We start from the raw sequence: 19,315 nt of genomic DNA on the forward strand, positions 1-19,315 counted from the left end.
CCTGGGGTTGAAGCTCGAAGCTCGGTTTACTTGATGCCGGTGACCTTGACGACCGTCAGCTTCTGACGGTGGCCCTGGCGCTTGTGGTACCCGGTCTTGTTCTTGAACTTGTGGATGCGGATCTTCGGGCCCTTGGTGTGCTCGACGATCTCGCCGGTGACCGAGACCTTGGCCAGCTTGTCGGCGTCGGTGGTCAGTTCGGATCCGTCGACGACGAGGACCGGGGCAAGCGAGACAGCAGCGCCGGGCTCACCCTCGATCTTCTCGACCTTGACGAGGTCGCCTTCAGCGACCTTGTACTGCTTACCGCCGGTCTTGACGATCGCGTACGTTGCCATCGGACGGCTACCCCTTGCTTCTTCGAACGTGCTCGCGCCACAGTGCTGCGGACGCGACTGGTCTGGTGTGGTTGCTGACTCGGGTCCCGCCGGCATCCTGAATCCGGACGCGGCTGGGCACTATCGCCGAGTAGCGACTGAACAAGATTACGGGAAGGTGACTCCCAGGGTCAAACCGGGTGGCACGGTAGTGCCTGCTTCCGGGCCGGTCGTGACCGGCCCGGAAGCGGAGGGTCACGCTTCGGCGTCCACCGGAGGTCCGGCGGGGCGCCCTGCGGCACGCCGCGAACGCGGCCGCCGCACGATCTCCACCGGCGTCTCGACCGGTGTGCTCGGCCGGGAGTCCGACTCGGCCCCCGTCGACGTGTCGGTCGTCGCGGGGACGACGAACACCTTGGCTGCAGGTCCACCGTCACCGGCGGGCGCTGCGGCCGCCCGTGCGACCCTGCGGGCCCGACGACGACGCGGAGCCGGTTCTGCGGCCTCGACGGAAGCCGCACCGTCGGTGCTCTCCCCCGCGCCGGAGACGGCCGTCCCGGACACGGCAGCCTCGGGAACAGCGGTCTCTGCGACCGCGGATTCGGCCGCTGCGACCTCGGCTTCGATCTCGGCGGGCTCGTCGGAGGCGGTCGTCACCGTGGTGGCGTCCTCCCCTGCGACGGGCTCCTTCGTCGGTGCGGCGACCTTCTCGGGCTCGACGGCCCGCAGCGGCTCGGTGACCTTGACCGGGTCGACGTCGGCCGCCGTCTCGGATGCGGCCTCGGCCGCTGCTGCCGACTCTGCCTCCGGAGCGTCCGCGGCCGGTGTCGAGTTGTGCGCGGCCATGGCGAGCGCCACGGGGTGCGCGGCACGCTTGACGACCTCTTCGGGCGACGGCGTCGCGTGCGTCTCGGCGGCGGGCTCCTGCGAGCTCTTGTCGCGTCCACGCTTGCGCCGCGAACCACCGCCGGACGAACGACCGGAGTCGTCCGAGGACTTCGACTCGATCGGCTCCGAGTGCACGATGAGGCCGCGGCCGCTGCAGTGCTCACAGGTGGTGGAGAACGCCTCGACGAGACCGGTCCCGAGCCGCTTGCGCGTCATCTGGACCAGGCCGAGCGAGGTGACCTCCGAGACCTGGTGGCGGGTGCGGTCCCGGCCGAGAGCCTCGGTCAGGCGCCGCAGCACGAGATCGCGGTTGGACTCGAGCACCATGTCGATGAAGTCGACGACGATCATGCCGCCGATGTCGCGCAGGCGCATCTGGCGGACGATCTCCTCGGCCGCCTCGAGGTTGTTACGGGTGACCGTCTCCTCGAGGTTGCCGCCGGACCCGGTGAACTTGCCGGTGTTGACGTCGATGACGGTCATCGCTTCGGTGCGGTCGATGACGAGCGTGCCGCCGGAGGGCAGCCACACCTTGCGGTCGAGAGCCTTCGCGAGCTGCTCGTCGATGCGGTGCGCGCCGAAGACGTCCACCGAGTTCTCCGAGCGGTAGCGCTCGACACGCGGCAGCAGGTCGGGTGCGACCGTCCGGATGTAGCTCTCCACGGTGTTCCACGCCGAGTCGCCCTCGATGACGAGCTTGGAGAAGTCCTCGTTGAACAGGTCGCGCACGACCTTCACGAGCAGATCCGGCTCCTCGTAGAGGGTCTTCGGCTGTCCCGATGCGTCGGCCTGCAGCTTCTCGGACTGCTCCCGGATCGCCTCCCACTGCGTCTGCAGACGGGTGACGTCGCGCGAGAGTTCCTCCTCGCTCACGCCCTCGGCGGCGGTACGGATGATCACGCCCGCCTCGGAGGGGACGATCTCGCGGAGGATGTCCTTGAGACGCTTGCGTTCGGTGTCGGGCAGCTTGCGGCTGATGCCCGTCGACGAACCGCCCGGCACGTACACCAGGAAGCGTCCGGCGAGGCTGATCTGGGTGGTCAGACGTGCACCCTTGTGACCGACCGGGTCCTTGCTGACCTGCACGACCACCTGGTCGCCGGGCTTGAGGGCCTGCTCGATCTTGCGGGAATTGCCTCCGAGGCCCGCGGCCTCCCAGTTCACCTCACCGGCGTAGAGCACGCCGTTGCGGCCACGGCCGATGTCGATGAACGCCGCCTCCATGGACGGAAGGACGTTCTGCACGCGGCCGAGGTAGATGTTGCCGACCATCGACGCCGACCCGGAGGTCGTGACGAAGTGCTCGACGAGGATGCCGTCCTCGAGCACCGCGACCTGCGTCATGCCCGCGTGGGAACCGCCCGTGCGTTCGCGCACGACCATGACCCGGTCGACGGCCTCGCGGCGGGCGAGGAACTCGGATTCGGTGAGGATCGGGGGCCGGCGGCGACCGGCCTCGCGGCCGTCGCGCCGACGCTGACGCTTCGCCTCGAGACGCGTGGAGCCGCTGATGCCCTGGACCTCGTCCTTGGCGCGGTTCTTCGGACGCGGCTCCCGCTCGTGGACGACCGTGGGAACCGAGTCGTCGTCGGTGCTCGCGGTGTCGGTGTCGGAACCGCGACGACGACGGCGACGGCGGCGGCGGCGGGACGTCCCCCCGCCCTGCTCGTCGTCGGTGTCGTGCTCGTCGCTGCTCTGCTCGTCGCCCGAGGCGGCCTCGTCGGAGGTGCTCTCCTCGGTGCCGGCGGTCTCCTCTGCAGGAGTCTCCGCTGCGGTGGACTCCGCTGCAGCGGGCTTCTCCGTCTCCGCGGCGGCGGACTCGGTGTCCTCGCCGGTCGCGGTGGTCTCGTCCTGCTGGTCGGTGTCGGTGCCGTCCCCGCGGCCACGTCCACGACCGCGACGTCCGCGGCGGCGGCGACGCGGCTGGTCGTCCTGGTCTTCCTCGGCCTGCTGCGACGGCGCTTCCTCGGTGGACTCGGCAGCGGCCGGCTCGGCGGTCTGCTGCTCGTCCTCGGCCGGCGCCTGCACGGTGTCCTTGCCGCGGCGTGCGCGTCGGCGACGCGGGCGGGTCTCCTCCTCCTCGGCCGGCGAGGGCACCTCGGGCTGGAGGAACAGCGGTGCGGCGACGATCGGCTCGGCCGTCGTCGACGGCTCGGGCATCTCGAACAGCGGAGTGCTCTGCTCCACCGACGTGAACAGCCCGGTGGGTCCTCCGACGGAGGGGATGTCGACGGCCTGCGGCGCGGTCTCGTCCGCAGTCTTCTCGGCGGGTCGCAGCTCGTCGCTCTCGACCGGCACCGCCTCGGCGATCTCCGCCACCTCGGCCGCAGGCTCGGGAGTCGCCTCGGCGACGGGCTCGGGAGCAGTCTCGGCCTCGGGAGCCGTCTGTGCTGCAGGTTCGGGAGCCGTCCCGGCTTCCTGCACGGTGGGTTCGGGCGTGCCCGTGTCGTCGCTCAACGCGGCGTGCAGGTCCTCCGCGACGTCGCGTGGGAGGGTCGAGTGCGCACTGCGCAGCTCGGTGCCGCGCTCGGCGGCTTTCGCAATCACCTGCTTACTGGTCAGCCCCAGCAGCTTGGCGAGGGCATGGACGCGGATCTTGGCAGGCAGACCGAGGAGGTTCCGTCCCCCTGCGTCCGACGCTTCGATCGAGTTGTTCTCCGGCGGCTCTTGATCGGCCACGTAGGTCTCCTAAGGCCCCCGGGCGCGTCCACCACCGACAACAGCGATGTGAGCGGCCACGCGGGGGCGCAGCTTGTGTACTCGCGCCGGGTGGGCGCGAGTCCTTCCGGTCTCGCATCGCGCGGTCGTCCGGTGCCCGTTTTCACTGCACGGCCGAGCAATGCCTGGCTTGATCGCGGGTCGAGCGCCGGAACATCCAGCGTGCCGCCGAGCGAGGTGTCTCCTTCGTCCTCGGCCACAGCGATGTCGGGCATCGATCCGTGATGTCGTTCGGCTGCTCCGCACGCGGTGTGTGCGGGGCAACCTCTGCCAGTATCCCACACGGAGATGCACGGATACGCCAACGGCGCCCCGGAGGGCGCCGTCGGCGGTGTCGGGAGGCGCGAAGCGCGACGCCCGAGAGGTTTCGTGAGCGACACGCCAGGCGCCGCTCGTGCGGGGCTGTTACTTCGCAGCCAGGGCGGGGAACCAGAGAGCGATCTCGCGCTCGGCGGACTCCACCGAGTCGGAGCCGTGGACCAGGTTCTCGCCCGGATCCAGGCCGAGATCGCCACGGATCGAACCGGGCACGGCCTTCTCGACCGGATCGGTGCCACCGGCGAGCTGCCGGAACGCCGCGATCGCGCGGGGGCCTTCGAGGACCGCGGCCACGAGGGGGCCGCCGGTGATGAACTCGATCAGCGAGGGGTAGAAGGGCTTGCCCTCGTGCTCGGCGTAGTGCGCTCCGGCGACCTCCTCGGTCGCGGTGCGCAGCTCGAGAGCCATGATGTCCAGCCCCTTGCGCTCGATGCGCGAGAGGATCTCTCCGACGTGACGGCGTGCGACGCCGTCGGGCTTGATCAGTACCAGGGTCCGCTCAGTCACGCGACAAGCCTAGAGGTCAGTCCCGCTGGCCCGGGAGCAGACCCCTGGATTCGCGATCCCTGATGTCCTTGCGCAGGTAGAAGATGTACGCCCACACCACGGCGAAGAGCACACCCACCGCACCGAACGCGAGGTCGACGAAGAAGCCCAGCACGGCCAGCACCTGCAGCGTGATGTTGAACGGGATCGCCCACGACTTCTTCTGTATCCCGGCTCCGAGGAACATGAGAACGGCGAGGCCCACGACGTAGGTCGTCGACCACGCGCTCAGTCCCCCGCCGACGGTCGCGATCACCGGCAGCACCAGCAGCACCACGATCGCCTCGAGCACGAGCGTTCCCGCCATCACGCCGCGGAAGCCCTTCCAGGGGTCCGTCGTCGGCGGCCGGAACTTCTGTTCCTCCGGCTTGTCGTTGCTCACGCGGGATCCTTTCCGAACAGACTGCGGGCCGCACCTGCGGTCACCACCGAACCGGTGACCACGACCCCGGCGCCCGACACCGCTTCGCCGGGCTCGCCGACCTCCTCCGCGATCGCGATCGCGGTCTCGATCGCATCCGGGAGCGTCGCCGCGGTGACGACCCGTTCGTCACCGAATCGGGCGACGGCGATGTTCGCCAGATCGTCGACGTCCATCGCCCGCGGCGACCCGTTGTGGGTGACGACGATCTCGTCGAAGACCGGTTCGAGCGCCTCGATCAGACCCGCGACGTCCTTGTCGGCCATCACGCTCACGACACCCACGAGCTTGCGGAAGTCGAATTCCTGGGCGAGCGCGGCCGCGAGGGCCTTCGCACCGTGCGGGTTGTGCGCGGCGTCGAGGAAGACGGTGGGCGCATTGCGCACCCGTTCGAGCCGGCCCGGCGTGGTCACCGACGCGAACGCGTCGCGCACCGCCTCGACATCGAGCTGCTTGTCGGGGCCCGCCCCGAAGAACGCCTCGACCGCGGCCAGCGCGACCGACGCGTTGTGCGCCTGGTGCTCGCCGTGGAGCGGCAGGAAGATGTCGGTGTAGAGACCGCCGAGACCCTGCAGGTCGATCTGCTGTCCACCGACGGCGACCGCGCGCCGCACCACCGCGAACTCGGAACCCTGGCGGGCCACGGCCGCGTCGGCCTCGACGGCCTGCCGCAGCAGCACGTCCATCGCCTCGGGTTCCTGCTGCGCGATGATCGCCACGGTGTCGCGGGGCACGAGACCGTCGTCGGGTGCCTTCTTGATGATCCCGGCCTTCTCCCCCGCGATCTCCGTGAGGGTGTCGCCCAGATAACCGGTGTGGTCGATCCCGACGGGCGTGATCACCGCGACCTGCCCGGTGACGACGTTGGTGGCGTCCCACCGTCCGCCGAGACCCACCTCGACGACCGCCACGTCGACGGGCGCGTCGGCGAACGCCGCGAACGCCATGGCCGTGGTGACCTCGAACTTGCTCATCTTCGGGCCACCGGCCGCCTCGGACTGCTCGTCGATCATCCGGACATACGGTTCGATGTCGCGGTAGGTGTCGACGTAGGTCCGCGGCGAGACCGGCGCGCCGTCGATGCTGATCCGCTCGGTGGCGAGCTGCAGGTGCGGGCTCGTCGTCCGGCCGACGCGGTGGTGCATGCGGGTGAGCAACGCGTCGATCATCCGGGTCGTCGACGTCTTGCCGTTCGTGCCGGCCACGTGGATCGACGGGTAGCTGTTCTGCGGCGACCCGAGGATGTCCATGAGCGCGGCGATCCGCGCCAGGGACGGCTCGATCTTCGTCTCCGGCCAGCGCTTGTCGAGCTCGGCTTCGACGAGCGTCAGTTCGGCCAGGTCCACCGGGGACGGCGCCCCCGGGGTGTCGGTGCTCACGCCGCGCCCAGCTCCTTCAGTCGTGCGGTGATCCGTGCGATTTCCTCTTCGGCGATCTGCTTGCGACCGCGGATCTTCTCGACCACCTGGTCGGGTGCCTTCGCAAGGAAGGCCTCGTTCGACAACTTCGCGGAGGTGCCCGTCAGCTCCTTCTCCGCGGCGGCGAGATCCTTGCGCAGGCGGGCGATCTCGGCGCCGACGTCGATGCTGCCGGAGGTGTCGAGCTCGACGGTGACCGTCGCGCGGCTCAGCCGGACCTCGATCGACGCGGTGGCCGAGAACGAGTCCTCCGGCGCGGTCAGGCGCGCGAGCGACTGCGCGGCCGGCACCTGCGCGACGAGATCGGCGTCCTCGACACCGACGAGCCGGGCCGCAACCTTCTGCGACGGCTTGAGGCCCTGATCGCTGCGGAACCTGCGGACCTCGGTGACGAGCTTCTGCAGGTCGGCGACACGCTGCGCCGCGGTCTCGTCGGTGGCGACGCCGGACGCCTCGGGCCAGGCCGCGATCACGACGGACTCGCCGCCGGTGAGCACCTTCCACAGCGTCTCGGTGACGAACGGGATGACCGGGTGCAGCAGGCGCAGCAACTGGTCGAGGACGGTGCCGAGCACGACCTTGGTGCCGTCGGCGTAGGCGCTGCCCTCGGCGAGCTGGACCTTGGCGAGCTCGAGATACCAGTCGCAGACCTCGTCCCACGCGAAGTGGTAGAGCGCCTCGCACGCCTTCGAGAACTCGTAGTGATCGAAGGCCGCGTCGACCTCGGTGCGCACCTGCTCGAGGCGATCGAGGATCCACCGATCGGCATCGGTGAGCTGGTCGCGGGCCGGGAGCTCGCCGATCACCGCGCCGTTCATCAGCGCGAACTTGGTCGCGTTGAACAGCTTGTTCGCGAAGTTGCGCGACGACTGGGCGTGGTCCTCACCGACGGCGAGGTCGCCACCCGGGTTCGCGCCGCGCGCCAGCGTGAAGCGCAGGGCGTCGGCGCCGAAACGCTCGACCCAGTCCAGCGGGTCGATGCCGTTGCCGCGCGACTTCGACATCTTCTTGCCGAACTGGTCACGGACGAGGCCGTGCAGGAACAGATCCCGGAACGGCACCTGCGCCTGGTGCACCGCGTCGTCGCCCGACACGTAGGTGCCGAACATCATCATGCGGGCGACCCAGAAGAACAGGATGTCGTAGCCGGTGACGAGAACGCTGGTGGGATAGAACTTGTCGAGCTCGGGGGTCTTCTCCGGCCAGCCCATCGTGGAGAACGGCCACAGACCGGACGAGAACCACGTGTCGAGCACGTCCGGGTCCTGCTCCCAGCCCTCGGGTGCGGTCTCGTCGGGGCCGAAGCACTCGACCTCGCCGTTCGGGCCGTACCAGATCGGGATGCGGTGACCCCACCACAGCTGACGCGAGATGCACCAGTCGTGCATGTTGTCGACCCAGTCGAACCAGCGCGGTTCCTGGCTCGCGGGGTGGATGACGGTGTGGCCGTTGCGCACTGCGTCGCCGGCGGCCTTGGCGAGCTTGTCGACCTTGACCCACCACTGCATCGACAGGCGCGGCTCGATGGTCTCGCCGGACCGCTCGGAGTGGCCGACGCTGTGCAGGTAGGGGCGCTTCTCGGCGACGACACGGCCCTGCGCGGCGAGTTCCTCGCGGATCGCGACGCGCGCCTCGAAACGGTCCATGCCGTCGAAGCGGGTGTCGGAATCGGCGATGCGGCCGGCCTTGTCCATGATCGTGGGCATCGGCAGGTCGTGCCGCAGACCCATCTCGAAGTCGTTGGGGTCGTGCGCAGGCGTGATCTTCACTGCGCCCGTGCCGAATTCGGGGTCGACGTATTCGTCGGCGATGATCGGGATCTGCCGCCCGGTGATCGGATGCTCGAGCGTGGTGCCGATGATGTCCTTGTAGCGCTCGTCCTCGGGGTGGACCGCGACGGCGGTGTCGCCGAGCATCGTCTCCACACGGGTGGTGGCGACGACGACGTGCGGCTCGTCGTCGTTCAGGGAGCCGTAGCGCAGGGAGACGAGCTCACCCTCGACCTCCTCGAACTTCACCTCGATGTCGGAGATCGCGGTCTGCAGCACGGGCGACCAGTTGACCAGACGCTCGGCGCGGTAGATCAGGCCCTCGTCGTAGAGGCGCTTGAACATCGTCTGCACGGCGCGGGACAGGCCCTCGTCCATGGTGAAGCGGTCGCGCGACCAGTCCACGCCGTCGCCGATGCGACGCATCTGGCCCTGGATCATGCCGCCGGACTCGGCCTTCCACTGCCAGACCTTGTCGATGAAGGCCTCGCGACCGAGGTCCTCCTTCTTCTTGCCGTCGGCAGCGAGCTGCTTTTCGACGACGGTCTGGGTGGCGATGCCGGCGTGGTCCATGCCGGGTAGCCACAGCACCTCGTAGCCCTGCATGCGCTTACGGCGGGAGAGCACATCCATGAGGGTGTGGTCGAGAGCGTGACCCATGTGCAGGCTGCCGGTGACATTCGGCGGCGGCAGGACGATCGAGTACCCGGGCTTGTCGCTCGTGGGGTCGGCCTCGAAGTAGCCGGCGTCGACCCACTGCTGGTAGAGCTCCGCTTCGACGGCGCTGGGGTCCCAGCTCTTGGGAAGGGCGTCGGCGGGGTTCTGCGAGTTCTCTGGCGCACTGGTCACCCGTCAATCGTAAGCGTCGCGGCGAACCTCCTGGACAGGGGCCACGACAGAGCCGGACAGGGGCCAGGACAGAGTGTGGCCCGACCCCCGACGGGGTATCGCAGTGCCGAGCGGCCGAATGCGCGGACGCCGAACGACAGGACGGAGGACACCGTCATGATGCGGGCATTGATCTTCGCTGCAGGTGCAGCCGCGGGATTCGTCGCGGGGACCCGGGCGGGACGCGAGACGTACGACAAGTTGCTGGGACGTTCGAACGAGCTGTGGCACAACCCGGCGGTCCAGGAAAAGGTCATTCCTGCGGTACAGGACAAGGTGACGGAAGCGGCCGGCGTCGTGAAGGAGAAGGCGCCGCACCTCCAGGAGACGGTCGGTGGTCTCGCAGAGAAGGTCACCCATCGCGGCGGATCAGGTCAGCACTCGTCGACCGGCTCCGGTTCCGGTTCAGCGACGAGCGAGTCGACACCGGCCACCGATGAGCCCACCCGTCCGCCGGCCTCGCCGGGCGACCAGCCGCGCCCACCCGAATAGCGGGGCGGCGAACCCCGAGCAGACGTGCGCGGTCAGCCCAGCTCGTCCGGTAGGTCGAGCGGGCGGCCGAGCACGTGCTCGGACAGGAACGCCTCGACGGTCCGGTACCAGATCTTCGAGTGCCGCGGCTTCAGCACCCAGTGGTTCTCGGACGGGAAGTACAGGAAGCGGTGGACGGTGGTGCCGTCGTCCTCGGCGGGCCGCCCCGATTCGTTGAGCAGCTCGTACCACAGGCGCAGGGCCTCGCCGATCGGGACGCGATAGTCCTTGTCGCCGTGGATCACGAGCATGGGCGTGACGATGTCGGCGACGAACAGGTGCGGTGAGTTCTCGACCGCCATCTCCGGGGTCATCTCCCGCTGCCAGTACCAGGCCACGTCGGTGGTCGGGGTGAACTGGTCCAGCGCCCACAGACCCGCGTGGGTGACGACCGCGCGGAATCGGTCGGTGTGCCCGGCGATCCAATTGGCGAGATATCCACCGAACGATCCGCCCATCACCGCGGTCCGCTCCTCGTCGATGTCCTCACGCGCGACCGCGGCATCCGTGACGGCCATCAGATCGGTGTACGGTTCGCTCCCCCACCGCCCCCAGCCACGCCGCACGAAGTCGTCGCCGTAGCCGGTGGACAGTGCGGGATCGGGCAGCAGCACCGCATAGCCGCGGGCGACGAGGAGCCACGGGTTCCAGCGCCACGACCAGGTGTTCCAGCTGCTCAACGGGCCACCGTGCACCCACAGCAGCATCGGCGCGGGGTCGTCGGCGGACGCGGTGTGCGGAATCGCGAACCACGCCCGCACCGGCGTGCCGTCGGGGGCCTGGGTGGTCAGTTCCTCGAGACGTCCCGGGAGTTCCGGAAGCGCAGCGGGAGCACGTAGCGGCGTGACGGTGCCGGCGTCCGGTCCGGTGAGGTCGATGCGCACGGGGTGCGGCGGCGCTTCGTAGGAGGCCCGCAGCGCGTATGCCCTGTTGCCGTCGGGCGCGATACGGACGTCCGTGTAGGCGGCGTCGTCCGGGGTGAGGCGGTCGGGCTGTGCGGACCCGAGCCTCTGCACGAACACCGGCGCGCGACCGTGATCGTCGGCGGTGAGCACGAGACCCGAACCGTCGGGCAACCAGGTGACGGAAGTGGGACGCCTGTCCCACTCCGGGGCCTCGACGGTCGTGGTCCCGGTCGCGATGTCGAGGACGCGGACGGTGATCTGCGGCGGGTTCTCCGCGTCGCCGATCGACTCGTGCAGGTAGGCGAGCCTCGTCCCGTCGCACGAGATCACCGGGTGCGTCGCGTCGCCGGTCTCGTCGTCGACGAGCGGGGTGCGCAGGCCGGTGCCGAGATCGATCCGCACGACGGTGACGCGGCGCGAAGCGAGCGGACCGGGGACCACCCAGGTGGCCGCGGCGAACGAACCGTCCGCAGCGACATCGAGGTGGGCGTCGCGCAGCGACCCGCGGATCCCCGGGGTGAGATCGGTGAACCCGTCGCCGCTGTTGTCCGGGAGGAGCAGATGCGGCTGGTCGGGTCCGAGATCGTGATCCCAGTAGCGCACCGGATAGCCGGCATGCAGCACGGCGGTGACCGCACCGTCCTTGCGGGCGTCCCGGATCCGTTCGTCGTCGGACTCGCTGTGGCCGAGAACGGACGCGAGCAGGACCGTCCTGTCGGCGTGCGACGCCGCACACACCGACGCGAACCCACCCTTCCGGGATCCGATCTGCTCGGCCTCCCCGCCGGCCACGGGCAGTCGCCACAGCGACACCGGCGGGTCGTCCGTACCGCGGGCGGCGGTGAAGAGCAGGTCGCCGGTCGCGGTGAAGGTCGGGCTCGATTCACCCGTGGTGCCGTGGGTCAGGCGTCGCGCCGGGGCGTTGCCTTCGGGATCCACCTCCCACAACGCGCCCGTGCACGAGGTGGCCTTGTCGTCGAGCGTCGACTGCGTGATCACCAGGCGGTTCCCGTCCGGAGACATCGTGAGGGAGGTGACGCGGGGTAGCGCCAGGTAGTCGTCGAGCTCGTCGAAGGCCGTCATGCCTGGACGATATCGGGAGCGGCGGTGGGCGGTCCGCAGGTGGCACCGGGTTCGTCTGTAACCTGGTCGTCCGGCGGGTACATCCCGCGGAAACGCCGTCTCCCCGTCCGAACGGAGCACTCACATGGTCGACCTCGCATACGTCATCGCCGGCTCGGAAGCGACCGGTGGCGCCGGTCTGCAGGTCGACCTCAAGACGTTCCAGCAGCTGGGTGTGTACGGCGTGGGCACCACGACGTGCATCGTCTCGTTCGATCCGAAGAACGACTGGGGCCACCGCTTCTTCCCCGTCCCGGCCGAGGTGATCGCCGACCAGATCGAGGCAGCAACCGCCGCTCACGACCTCGACGTGGTGAAGATCGGCATGCTGGGCACGCCCGCGACGATCGACGTCGTCGCCGAGGGACTCGAGAAGCAGGACTGGCGGCACGTCGTGCTCGACCCGGTCCTGATCTGCAAGGGCCAGGAGGCCGGCGCGGCCCTCGACACCGACAACGCCCTGCGCGCGCAGGTGCTCCCCCACGCCACGGTCGTCACCCCGAACCTGTTCGAGGCACGGACGCTGTCCGGGATGGACGAGATCACCTCGGTCGACCAGCTCATCGAGGCGGCGCGTCGCATCCACGACCTCGGCCCGAAGTACGTCGTCGCGAAGGGCGGCGTCGAACTCGACGGCGAGGACGCCGTGGACGTGCTGTTCGACGGCTCCGAGGTCACCCTCCTGACGGCACCGAAGGTCGGCAACGAGCGTGTCTCCGGCGCCGGCTGCACCCTCGCCGCCGCGATCACCGCCGAACTCGCGAAGGGCGCGTCGGTCGCCGACGCCGCGGCCCGCGCGAAGGATTTCGTCACGACCGGGATCAAGGGCCGCGTGTCCGCCAACACCCCGTTCGACACCGTGTGGCAGGGCGCCTGATCCGAAGGCGGGAAGCATCCCGTCAGCGCGGCTGCCGCCACATCCCCCACAGGGTCGGCCCACCACCGGGGATGACGATGGCGCGGGTGACCTCGAACCCGAACCGCTCGTAGTAGGGAACGTTCGATTCCTTGCTCGACTCGAGGTAGGCGGGGGCGTGTTCGGCGTCGGCGCGGTCGAGGCCGGCCTTCATCAGGGCTTTGCCGAGGCCGGTCCCCCGCGCATCAGGTGAGGTGCCGATCGTCGACAGGTACCAGTGCGGTTCGTCCGGATGCGCCGCGTCGAGGGTGACGTTGACCTGCCCTCCCCGCTTCATGTAGCGGCCGAGCGCGGCGTAGAAGCCGGGCAGGAGGCGGAGGGAGGTCCACGCATCGGTGCGCCATCGTCCGGGCGGCGACCACATCGCCGCGCCTCCGACGACCCCGTCGGACTCGGCGATGTCGGTGGCTCCCAACGGCACCATGTGGTGCCGGGCGTCGGCCGCGAAGAAACGGGTCATGCGCCGGATGCGGTGGTGTTCGTCCGGGAACATCCACGTGAAGACCGGATCGTCGACGAAGGCTTCGGCGACCACCGGAGCGAAGGCCGGAATGTCGCGGCGCGTGGCGGTTCTCGGTTCGATGGCCATGAGCGCAGCCTACGACGAGGACCTGCCCGACGGCGCGCCGTCCGTCGCCGCCGCGAGTTCCTTCGCGAGAGGTGTCGGGAATCTGGCCGTCACCTTCACTCCCCCGAGCCACTCGTCGAGGCGCGCGGCCTCCTGTTCGAGCACCGCCCGGCCGTCGACCCCGATGTCCTCGAGCAGATGCAGTTCGACGGATCCGGAATCGCTCTGCCACCACGTGCCGACGATCCGTCCGTCCCACCACGCCGTGGGCCCGGCATTGCCGTTCGAATCGAACAGGTCGCCCTTGTACGACCCCAGATACCAGTCTCGTTCGGCCCACCCCATCACCGTGGGGTCCAGGGAAGGCAGCAATACCCCCCACGGGTCGGCGGGAGCAGGTTCCTCCACGTCGTCGGCCAGGAGGTATCCGGAACGGCCGTCGAGATCCACCTCCACCACGTCGAGGTCGGCGAGAGCCGCGCGTACGGCGGTGAGGGTGGAGCCGAGCCACCACTTGATGTCGGCCTCGGTACCCGGCCCGAAGACCCGCAGCCATGATTCCACGAGGGCGCGTAAACCGTCGGCTTCGTCGCACGGCGCGATCCCGGCGCCGAGCCACGACTCCGTCGACGTCCAGGCGGGCCGCGACACGCGCCACGACCCGTTGTTGGACGCCCGCACCACTTTTCCTTCGGCGGAGAGCACGGTGAGCACGCGCGGAGCGAACGGGACCCTGCCGCCCCACGACTTCCCGATCCCGTAGTCGATACTCGCGTCGAGAAGCGGGATCTCGGCACGCAATTCGCTGGACGTCGCTTCGCGTCCGCCGGACAACGCCTGCAGCACGTGGCCGCTCACCTCGTCGAGCCACTGCTCGCCGTCGCCGTGCAGACCGGCCTTCTCGACGTCCTTGACCACCTGACGGCGTTGCGCCGCTGCGACTCGCGCGCTCGCGCCCGCCTGCACGACCGGCAGGATCTCGCGCGGGAAGACGAAGACGGTGCGCCGCATGGCCATGTGTTTCACCAGCGACCGATCCGTGTAGAGGGCCCGATCGAGGTCGGTCGTGACGAAGTCGTCGACCCGGGCCCATGCCGACAGGTAGACGCTGGCGGGATCGGTGCCGTGCAGGCACACCATGCCGGTCGCGGCGTCGACCGCATCGGCGGCGCGGTGCCCGGGATGCAGGCGGTGCCGGGTGGCGAGTCGTGCTCGGCGTTCGGTTGCGTCGATCCTGCGCACAGCCATGGCCGACATCGTAGATGCGATGTCCGACTCGGCAGAGCGACCACACGAGTCCACCCTGTTCGACCCTGGTATCCGCGATCCGAAGCCGACCGGTGGCCCGCATTCATCACCGTCCCCCGAGAGGAGACCGAGTCTGTAGTGTCCCTACGAGGAGCGAGGGGGTTTCGTGTGGTGCCACCCGCGGTCCACACCGCCTCGGGGCGCAGCCGAGCGCAGTCGTGAACGGGCGGGCAGTGGCGGACAGTACGGAGGATGACGTGCCGCACGACCGGGTACCCCTGCCCTGTCGAGTTGCGTAGTGACAAGGGCTCGACCCGCTGCACGTATCTGGGAGGTAGAGGATGGGACGGGTCACGACACGTCGATCGGTACTGCGCATCACGGCGGACAGGGTGACGCGACGTCCCGACACCCTCGCCGTCGAGGAACCGCTCGAGATCAGGATCGGCGGCGAATCACTGACGATCACGATGCGCACCCCCGGGCACGACGTCGACCTCGTCCACGGATTCCTCCTGGCCGAGGGGATGATCGGCGGCCGCGAGGACATCGCCGCCGTCCGCTACTGCGACGGGGTGGACGAGAGCGGCGCCAACACCTACAACGTTCTCGACGTCGCTCTCGCGCCCGGCGTCACCATTCCCGAAGGGACCGGGCGACGCGCGTTCACGACGACCTCCGCGTGCGGGGTGTGCGGGAAGAACTCGCTCGACGAGGTGCGCACGCGCACACGCTATCCGCTGAAGGACGCCGGCACCACCTCGATCGGTACGCACACTCTCGCCGAACTGCCCGACACGCTGCGCCGACACCAGCAGGTCTTCGAGTCGACCGGTGGTCTGCACGCGGCCGCGCTGTTCACCCCCGACGGGGCGCTGCTGGCCCTGCGTGAGGACGTCGGCCGGCACAACGCCGTCGACAAGGTGATCGGCTGGGCCCTGACCGACAACCGGGTTCCGCTCTCGCACACCGTGCTCATGGTGAGCGGACGCGCCTCGTTCGAACTCGTGCAGAAGGCGGTCATGGCCGGGATCCCCGTGCTCGCGGCGGTCTCCGCGCCGTCGTCGCTGGCCGTCGACCTCGCCGCGGAGTCCGACCTCACGCTGGTGGGTTTCCTCCGCGGCGAGACGATGAACGTCTACACCGTCCCCGAACGCATCAAGACCGACTGATCGGCGGCATCAACCGCACGTGCCGTCCTGGGCCTCGCCCGCGCGTACTCCGTCGACGAACGCCCGTACGTCGTCGACGGACTCCTCGAGTACCGCTCGGTGATCGGCTCCGTCGTACACCCGATAGGTCAGATCGGCTCCGTTGCTGCACAGCGCCGCGGTCACCTGATCGGTGACCGGACGCAATACCAGCGCGTCGTCGCTTCCCTGCACAACGAGCGTCGGCACCGTCAGGGTGAGCGGTTCGACCTCCTGACCGGCGTAGTACTCACGGAGCGACTCGAGGTCCGCATCCGGAGCGAACACCCGATCCACCGGTACCGTGCTCGCCACCTCGCGGATGTCGTCCATGCACCCGGTGCGCGCGGCGTCGAGCAAGGGGCGCGAGGCGTCGGTGAGCATCGCGTCGGCATCGATGCTCGGGTCCGCCGCCTGCGCTCCGAGCAGCAGCACCGGCAGGAACCCGAGCGCCGGACCGATCGCGGGGCCCGCGGTCGCGTAGTACTCGGCCGTCTCACTCGTGCGGCTGCCCGGGGCGAAGGCGATCGCTCCCTGCAGGTCGAGCTCGGGGGCGTGTTCCTGCCCGCGCGCCGCCGCGTACAGCGCGGCGTGGCCACCCTGACTGTGGCCCATCGCGACCCACCGGGTGCCGATGCCCGGATCGAGTTCCCGGGCCGCGCGCACGATGTCGACGACGGCGGCCGCGGCACTGTCACCGTTCATATAGGGATGTCCACCCGGAGTGCCGAGCCCCTCGTAGTCGGTCTGGACCACGGCGTAGCCGTCGGCGACCCACCGGTCGAGCATGGCGGTCGTCCTTGCGACATAGGAGTGGGCCGGGCCGCCGGGAGTGTCGGCGGAGGGCGCACAGGCATCGCCGACCCCCGTGGTCCCGTGGGCCCAGCTGAGCACGGGCCAGCCTCCCTCCGGTGCCTCTCCTTCGGGGATCGCGACAGTCCCGGAGACGAGGACGGGACGCCCGTCGGCCCCCTCGGACAGATAGGTGATCAGGTCGGTTCGTGACGCGCTGGGAAGCGCCGCCGCACCGGTGAGAGGGCGGTCGGTGACCAGGGAGCCGGGTCCTCCTGCTGCCTCCTCGGTGTCGTCACCGCCGGTGTCGGAGCAGGAGGTGAGGCCGAGCATCGAGACCGCGGCGAGTACCGATACCGCGCTCCGAGCAGTACGAGAGATCATGAACCCTCCGTCGGGATTTCAGTCGACCGCCGGCGCCCATTGCACGCCGTTGATGTGGCTACCGCCGTCGACGAACAGCGTGTTGCCGGTGAGATAACGCGAGTCGTCGCTCGCGAGGAAAGCCGCGACGGTACCGATGTCGTCGAGAGGGTCACCGATACGGCCCATGGGGTTGGCCGCGGCCTGTGTCGCCGCCATCTGCGGATCGGCCTCCGCGACCCGCCGGTACGCCGCGCTCTGCGCGCCGGGGCAGATCACGTTGCAGCACACCTGTTTCGGGGCCCATTCCCGGGCCGCGGTGCGGGTCATGCTGCGCAACGCCTCTTTCGCGGCGTTGTACGACACCGAGTACATGTGGGCATTGACGCCGTTGAGACTGCACATGTTGATCACTCGGCCGGTTCCGTGGCGGGCGAGTTCCGGGTACGCGCGTTGCATCGCCCAGAAGGTCGCCATCACGGCCATGTCGAAGCCTGCCTGCATACTCTCTTCGGGCGTCTTCTCCATGCGCGCGAATCCCAGTGACCGCCAGGCGTTGTTGACCAGGATGTCCAGACGTCCGAATTCGCGCACGGCCGAGTCCACCATCGCGTGCACCTGCTCGCGGTCGGTGACATCGGTCGGCACGAAGTGCGCACGCACGCCCCACCGGTCGGTGAGCCACCGCGCGGTATCGGTCCCTGCCGCCCGGTCCACTTCGGCGACCACGACGTGCGCGCCCTCGCGGGCCAGGGCACCGGACACCCCTCGGCCGATCCCCATACCGGCTCCGGTGACGATCGCCACCCGTCCGTCCAGCTTTCCCATGTCGGTTCTCTCCGATCCGGTGAGGTGAGTGATGGCGACCGTCAGCGAGGACGGGGAACCGTCTTGTCGATGAACAGTGCCTCGACGGACACGCACACCGTGCCGTCCGCGGTCCTGATCTCCCCGGCCGTGCTGATCTTGCGGCCGTCCTGCTCGACCAGACGACCGGTGACCGTCAGCGGTTCGAACAAGGGCGTCGGACGGTGGTACCGCACGTTCAGCTGGGCGGTGGCACCGCTGCGTCCGGCCCATGCGTTCGCCACACCCAGCGTGTGATCGAGCAGAAGCGCCGAGACTCCGCCGTGCACGTGCCCGGGCGGACCCTGGTACGGGAAGGTCAGTTCGACGACGCCTTCCACCGAACCGTCCTCGCGCCCGGAGAGAACCAGCGGCGGCGCGAGCGCGTTCTCGGGTCCGGTGACGGGGTCGTGCCGGGTGACACCCTCCCCGTGCCACATGTCGACCAGTCGCTCCTGCACCTCGGGGGCATGTTCCTCGAGGTGCTCGGCGATGCTGTCGAGTTCTTCCGCGACCCGCTCGAGATTCGCGTTGGCGCGGTCGGTGCGCAGCAGCGCGTCCACCACGCGCCGCGCGGCAGCGGTGGCGCGGTCGACGGCGGTGTCCTGCGGCGCCGAGGTCAGCACCGTGCCGGCGGGCGCGTGCCCGACGATGGGGTGGGTATCGGGGTCGACTCTCATCGGATCTCCATCGTGGCGTGGGTGAGCACCGGTTGTCCGTCGCGCTCGGGGCAGGTGGCGAGCAGGGTCAGGGTGTCGCCGTCGCGCCACACCGCCGTCTCGATCGTCTCCCCCGGGTACAGCGAGCCGGCGAAGCGGACCGAGAACGACCGGACACGGGTGGGATCGCCGTCCAGCACACCGTCGACGACGGCCTTGCACACGACACCGTACGACGCGAGGCCGTGCAGGATCGGCCGGTCGAACCCCGCCATCTTCGCGAAGTCGGGGTCGGCGTGCAGCGGGTTGAGGTCGCCGCTGAGCCGGTACACCAGCGCCTGCTGTGTGCTCGTGGGCGACACGAGGGTCTTGTCGGCCTCCCGTTCCGGGACGGTGGTCGACGTGTCGGGTCCAGGATTGCCGCCGAAGCCGCCCTCACCGCGCGCCCAGATCTGCATCGCACTGGTCCACAGCGGGTTTCCGTCGCCGTCCGTGGCGGACTGTTCGAGCACGATCACCGCGGCCTTGCCCTTGTCCCAGACATCCGCGATACGCGACGAGATCGTCGCGGAACCCGAGGTCGGGATCGGGGCGTGCACGGTGACGGATTGCCCACCGTGGAGAATCTTGCGCAGATCGATGTCGATTCCCGGCAGGTTCATTCCGGTCGGCGACACCTGTCCGGCGGAGACCCCTTGCCCCGCAACCATTGCGAAGGTCGGCAGGACCTGCAGGCCTTTCTCGTAGACCCACCGCAGTTCGGCGGGGTCGAGCGAGTCGGCGCCCGCCCCCAGCCCGAGGTGGTAGAGGATCACGTCGCGGTCGGTCCAGGCGGCCTCACGGGTGGTGGGGGCGGCGGACAGTGCGACATCCCTGTCGATGGGCATGGGCA

At 69.5% G+C, this 19,315-nt stretch carries 16 protein-coding genes; 3 read left to right on the top strand and 13 right to left on the bottom strand.

Annotated elements, in window-relative coordinates; genetic code table 11:
* Positions 1–26: 26 nt before the first annotated feature.
* The 6 genes from rplU to ACPCXD_RS08060 all read right to left on the bottom strand — a co-directional run bounded on the left by rplU (position 27) and on the right by ACPCXD_RS08060 (position 9,244).
* Positions 27–338 carry a 50S ribosomal protein L21 gene (rplU, locus tag ACPCXD_RS08035; RefSeq protein WP_006551183.1) on the bottom strand — a complete coding sequence of 104 codons (312 nt, stop codon included), beginning with the start codon at positions 336–338 and terminating at the stop codon, positions 27–29.
* 234 nt (positions 339–572) lie between these two features.
* The gene (locus ACPCXD_RS08040; protein WP_423659129.1) at positions 573–3,884 is read right to left on the bottom strand and encodes a translation initiation factor IF-2 N-terminal domain-containing protein; all 3,312 of its coding nucleotides are present in this window, start codon (positions 3,882–3,884) and stop codon (positions 573–575) included.
* Between the two features lie 444 nt (positions 3,885–4,328).
* Positions 4,329–4,748, bottom strand: coding sequence for a nucleoside-diphosphate kinase (ndk, locus tag ACPCXD_RS08045; RefSeq protein WP_160876542.1), 420 nt, complete (start codon positions 4,746–4,748; stop codon positions 4,329–4,331).
* A 16-nt stretch (positions 4,749–4,764) separates the two neighbouring features.
* Positions 4,765–5,169, bottom strand: coding sequence for a DUF4233 domain-containing protein (locus tag ACPCXD_RS08050; protein WP_016691887.1), 405 nt, complete (start codon positions 5,167–5,169; stop codon positions 4,765–4,767).
* A complete protein-coding gene (gene folC / locus ACPCXD_RS08055) occupies positions 5,166–6,587 on the bottom strand; it encodes a bifunctional tetrahydrofolate synthase/dihydrofolate synthase (RefSeq protein ID WP_026061075.1) in 1,422 nt (473 codons plus the stop codon). Before folC ends, ACPCXD_RS08050 begins: the two co-directional genes overlap by 4 nt.
* Positions 6,584–9,244 carry a valine--tRNA ligase gene (locus ACPCXD_RS08060; protein WP_160876544.1) on the bottom strand — a complete coding sequence of 887 codons (2,661 nt, stop codon included), beginning with the start codon at positions 9,242–9,244 and terminating at the stop codon, positions 6,584–6,586. Before ACPCXD_RS08060 ends, folC begins: the two co-directional genes overlap by 4 nt.
* 156 nt (positions 9,245–9,400) lie before the next feature.
* Here ACPCXD_RS08060 and ACPCXD_RS08065 point away from each other — a divergent pair, with 156 nt between their 5' ends.
* Entirely contained in the window at positions 9,401–9,775 is a 375-nt protein-coding gene (locus ACPCXD_RS08065) for a hypothetical protein (RefSeq protein WP_088897351.1), read from the top strand.
* A gap of 32 nt (positions 9,776–9,807) precedes the next feature.
* On the opposite strand, the gene ACPCXD_RS08070 is transcribed toward ACPCXD_RS08065, so the two are convergent.
* Positions 9,808–11,802, bottom strand: coding sequence for a S9 family peptidase (locus tag ACPCXD_RS08070; protein ID WP_423659133.1), 1,995 nt, complete (start codon positions 11,800–11,802; stop codon positions 9,808–9,810).
* A gap of 124 nt (positions 11,803–11,926) precedes the next feature.
* On the opposite strand from ACPCXD_RS08070, the gene thiD reads away from it, so the two are divergent.
* Positions 11,927–12,718: a bifunctional hydroxymethylpyrimidine kinase/phosphomethylpyrimidine kinase gene (gene thiD, locus ACPCXD_RS08075; protein WP_423659135.1), complete on the top strand. Its 792-nt coding sequence runs from the start codon at positions 11,927–11,929 to the stop codon at positions 12,716–12,718.
* A 22-nt stretch (positions 12,719–12,740) separates the two neighbouring features.
* Here the strand turns inward: thiD and ACPCXD_RS08080 are convergent, their stop codons facing one another.
* Together ACPCXD_RS08080 and ACPCXD_RS08085 are read right to left on the bottom strand one after the other, a co-directional pair.
* The gene (locus ACPCXD_RS08080) at positions 12,741–13,346 is read right to left on the bottom strand and encodes a GNAT family N-acetyltransferase (protein ID WP_423659137.1); all 606 of its coding nucleotides are present in this window, start codon (positions 13,344–13,346) and stop codon (positions 12,741–12,743) included.
* Between the two features lie 9 nt (positions 13,347–13,355).
* Positions 13,356–14,573 (bottom strand): winged helix DNA-binding domain-containing protein, encoded by a 1,218-nt coding sequence (locus ACPCXD_RS08085; RefSeq protein WP_423659139.1) that lies wholly within the window; start codon positions 14,571–14,573, stop codon positions 13,356–13,358.
* A gap of 341 nt (positions 14,574–14,914) precedes the next feature.
* On the opposite strand from ACPCXD_RS08085, the gene fdhD reads away from it, so the two are divergent.
* On the top strand, positions 14,915–15,745 hold the full coding sequence (fdhD, locus tag ACPCXD_RS08090; RefSeq protein WP_229567898.1) for a formate dehydrogenase accessory sulfurtransferase FdhD: 831 nt from the start codon (positions 14,915–14,917) through the stop codon (positions 15,743–15,745).
* Positions 15,746–15,754: 9 nt separating this feature from the next.
* On the opposite strand, the gene ACPCXD_RS08095 is transcribed toward fdhD, so the two are convergent.
* Genes ACPCXD_RS08095 through chsH3 form a run of 4 tightly spaced genes read right to left on the bottom strand, consistent with a single transcriptional unit; the run spans position 15,755 to position 19,310 of the window.
* Positions 15,755–16,939, bottom strand: a complete 1,185-nt coding sequence (locus ACPCXD_RS08095) for an alpha/beta hydrolase family protein (protein WP_229567896.1) — start codon at positions 16,937–16,939, stop codon at positions 15,755–15,757.
* A gap of 18 nt (positions 16,940–16,957) precedes the next feature.
* Positions 16,958–17,746, bottom strand: coding sequence for an SDR family NAD(P)-dependent oxidoreductase (locus tag ACPCXD_RS08100; RefSeq protein WP_106200070.1), 789 nt, complete (start codon positions 17,744–17,746; stop codon positions 16,958–16,960).
* A 41-nt stretch (positions 17,747–17,787) separates the two neighbouring features.
* Positions 17,788–18,444, bottom strand: coding sequence for a PaaI family thioesterase (locus ACPCXD_RS08105; protein WP_106200071.1), 657 nt, complete (start codon positions 18,442–18,444; stop codon positions 17,788–17,790).
* Positions 18,441–19,310, bottom strand: a complete 870-nt coding sequence (gene chsH3, locus ACPCXD_RS08110) for an enoyl-CoA hydratase ChsH3 (RefSeq protein WP_106200073.1) — start codon at positions 19,308–19,310, stop codon at positions 18,441–18,443. Before chsH3 ends, ACPCXD_RS08105 begins: the two co-directional genes overlap by 4 nt.
* Positions 19,311–19,315 lie beyond the last annotated feature (5 nt).

The organism is Rhodococcus sp. AB351 (genome assembly GCF_049538275.1).
In the GTDB taxonomy this organism is placed as follows: domain Bacteria; phylum Actinomycetota; class Actinomycetes; order Mycobacteriales; family Mycobacteriaceae; genus Rhodococcus.

Coding starts and splice junctions, on each gene's coding strand:
- rplU (WP_006551183.1), bottom strand. CDS start 338: ATGGCAACGTACGCGATCGTCAAGACCGGCGGTAAGCAGTACAAGGTC.
- ACPCXD_RS08065 (WP_088897351.1), top strand. CDS start 9,401: ATGATGCGGGCATTGATCTTCGCTGCAGGTGCAGCCGCGGGATTCGTC.
- ACPCXD_RS08070 (WP_423659133.1), bottom strand. CDS start 11,802: ATGACGGCCTTCGACGAGCTCGACGACTACCTGGCGCTACCCCGCGTC.
- thiD (WP_423659135.1), top strand. CDS start 11,927: ATGGTCGACCTCGCATACGTCATCGCCGGCTCGGAAGCGACCGGTGGC.
- ACPCXD_RS08080 (WP_423659137.1), bottom strand. CDS start 13,346: ATGGCCATCGAACCGAGAACCGCCACGCGCCGCGACATTCCGGCCTTC.
- ACPCXD_RS08085 (WP_423659139.1), bottom strand. CDS start 14,573: ATGGCTGTGCGCAGGATCGACGCAACCGAACGCCGAGCACGACTCGCC.
- fdhD (WP_229567898.1), top strand. CDS start 14,915: ATGGGACGGGTCACGACACGTCGATCGGTACTGCGCATCACGGCGGAC.
- ACPCXD_RS08095 (WP_229567896.1), bottom strand. CDS start 16,939: ATGATCTCTCGTACTGCTCGGAGCGCGGTATCGGTACTCGCCGCGGTC.
- ACPCXD_RS08100 (WP_106200070.1), bottom strand. CDS start 17,746: ATGGGAAAGCTGGACGGACGGGTGGCGATCGTCACCGGAGCCGGTATG.
- ACPCXD_RS08105 (WP_106200071.1), bottom strand. CDS start 18,444: ATGAGAGTCGACCCCGATACCCACCCCATCGTCGGGCACGCGCCCGCC.
- chsH3 (WP_106200073.1), bottom strand. CDS start 19,310: ATGCCCATCGACAGGGATGTCGCACTGTCCGCCGCCCCCACCACCCGT.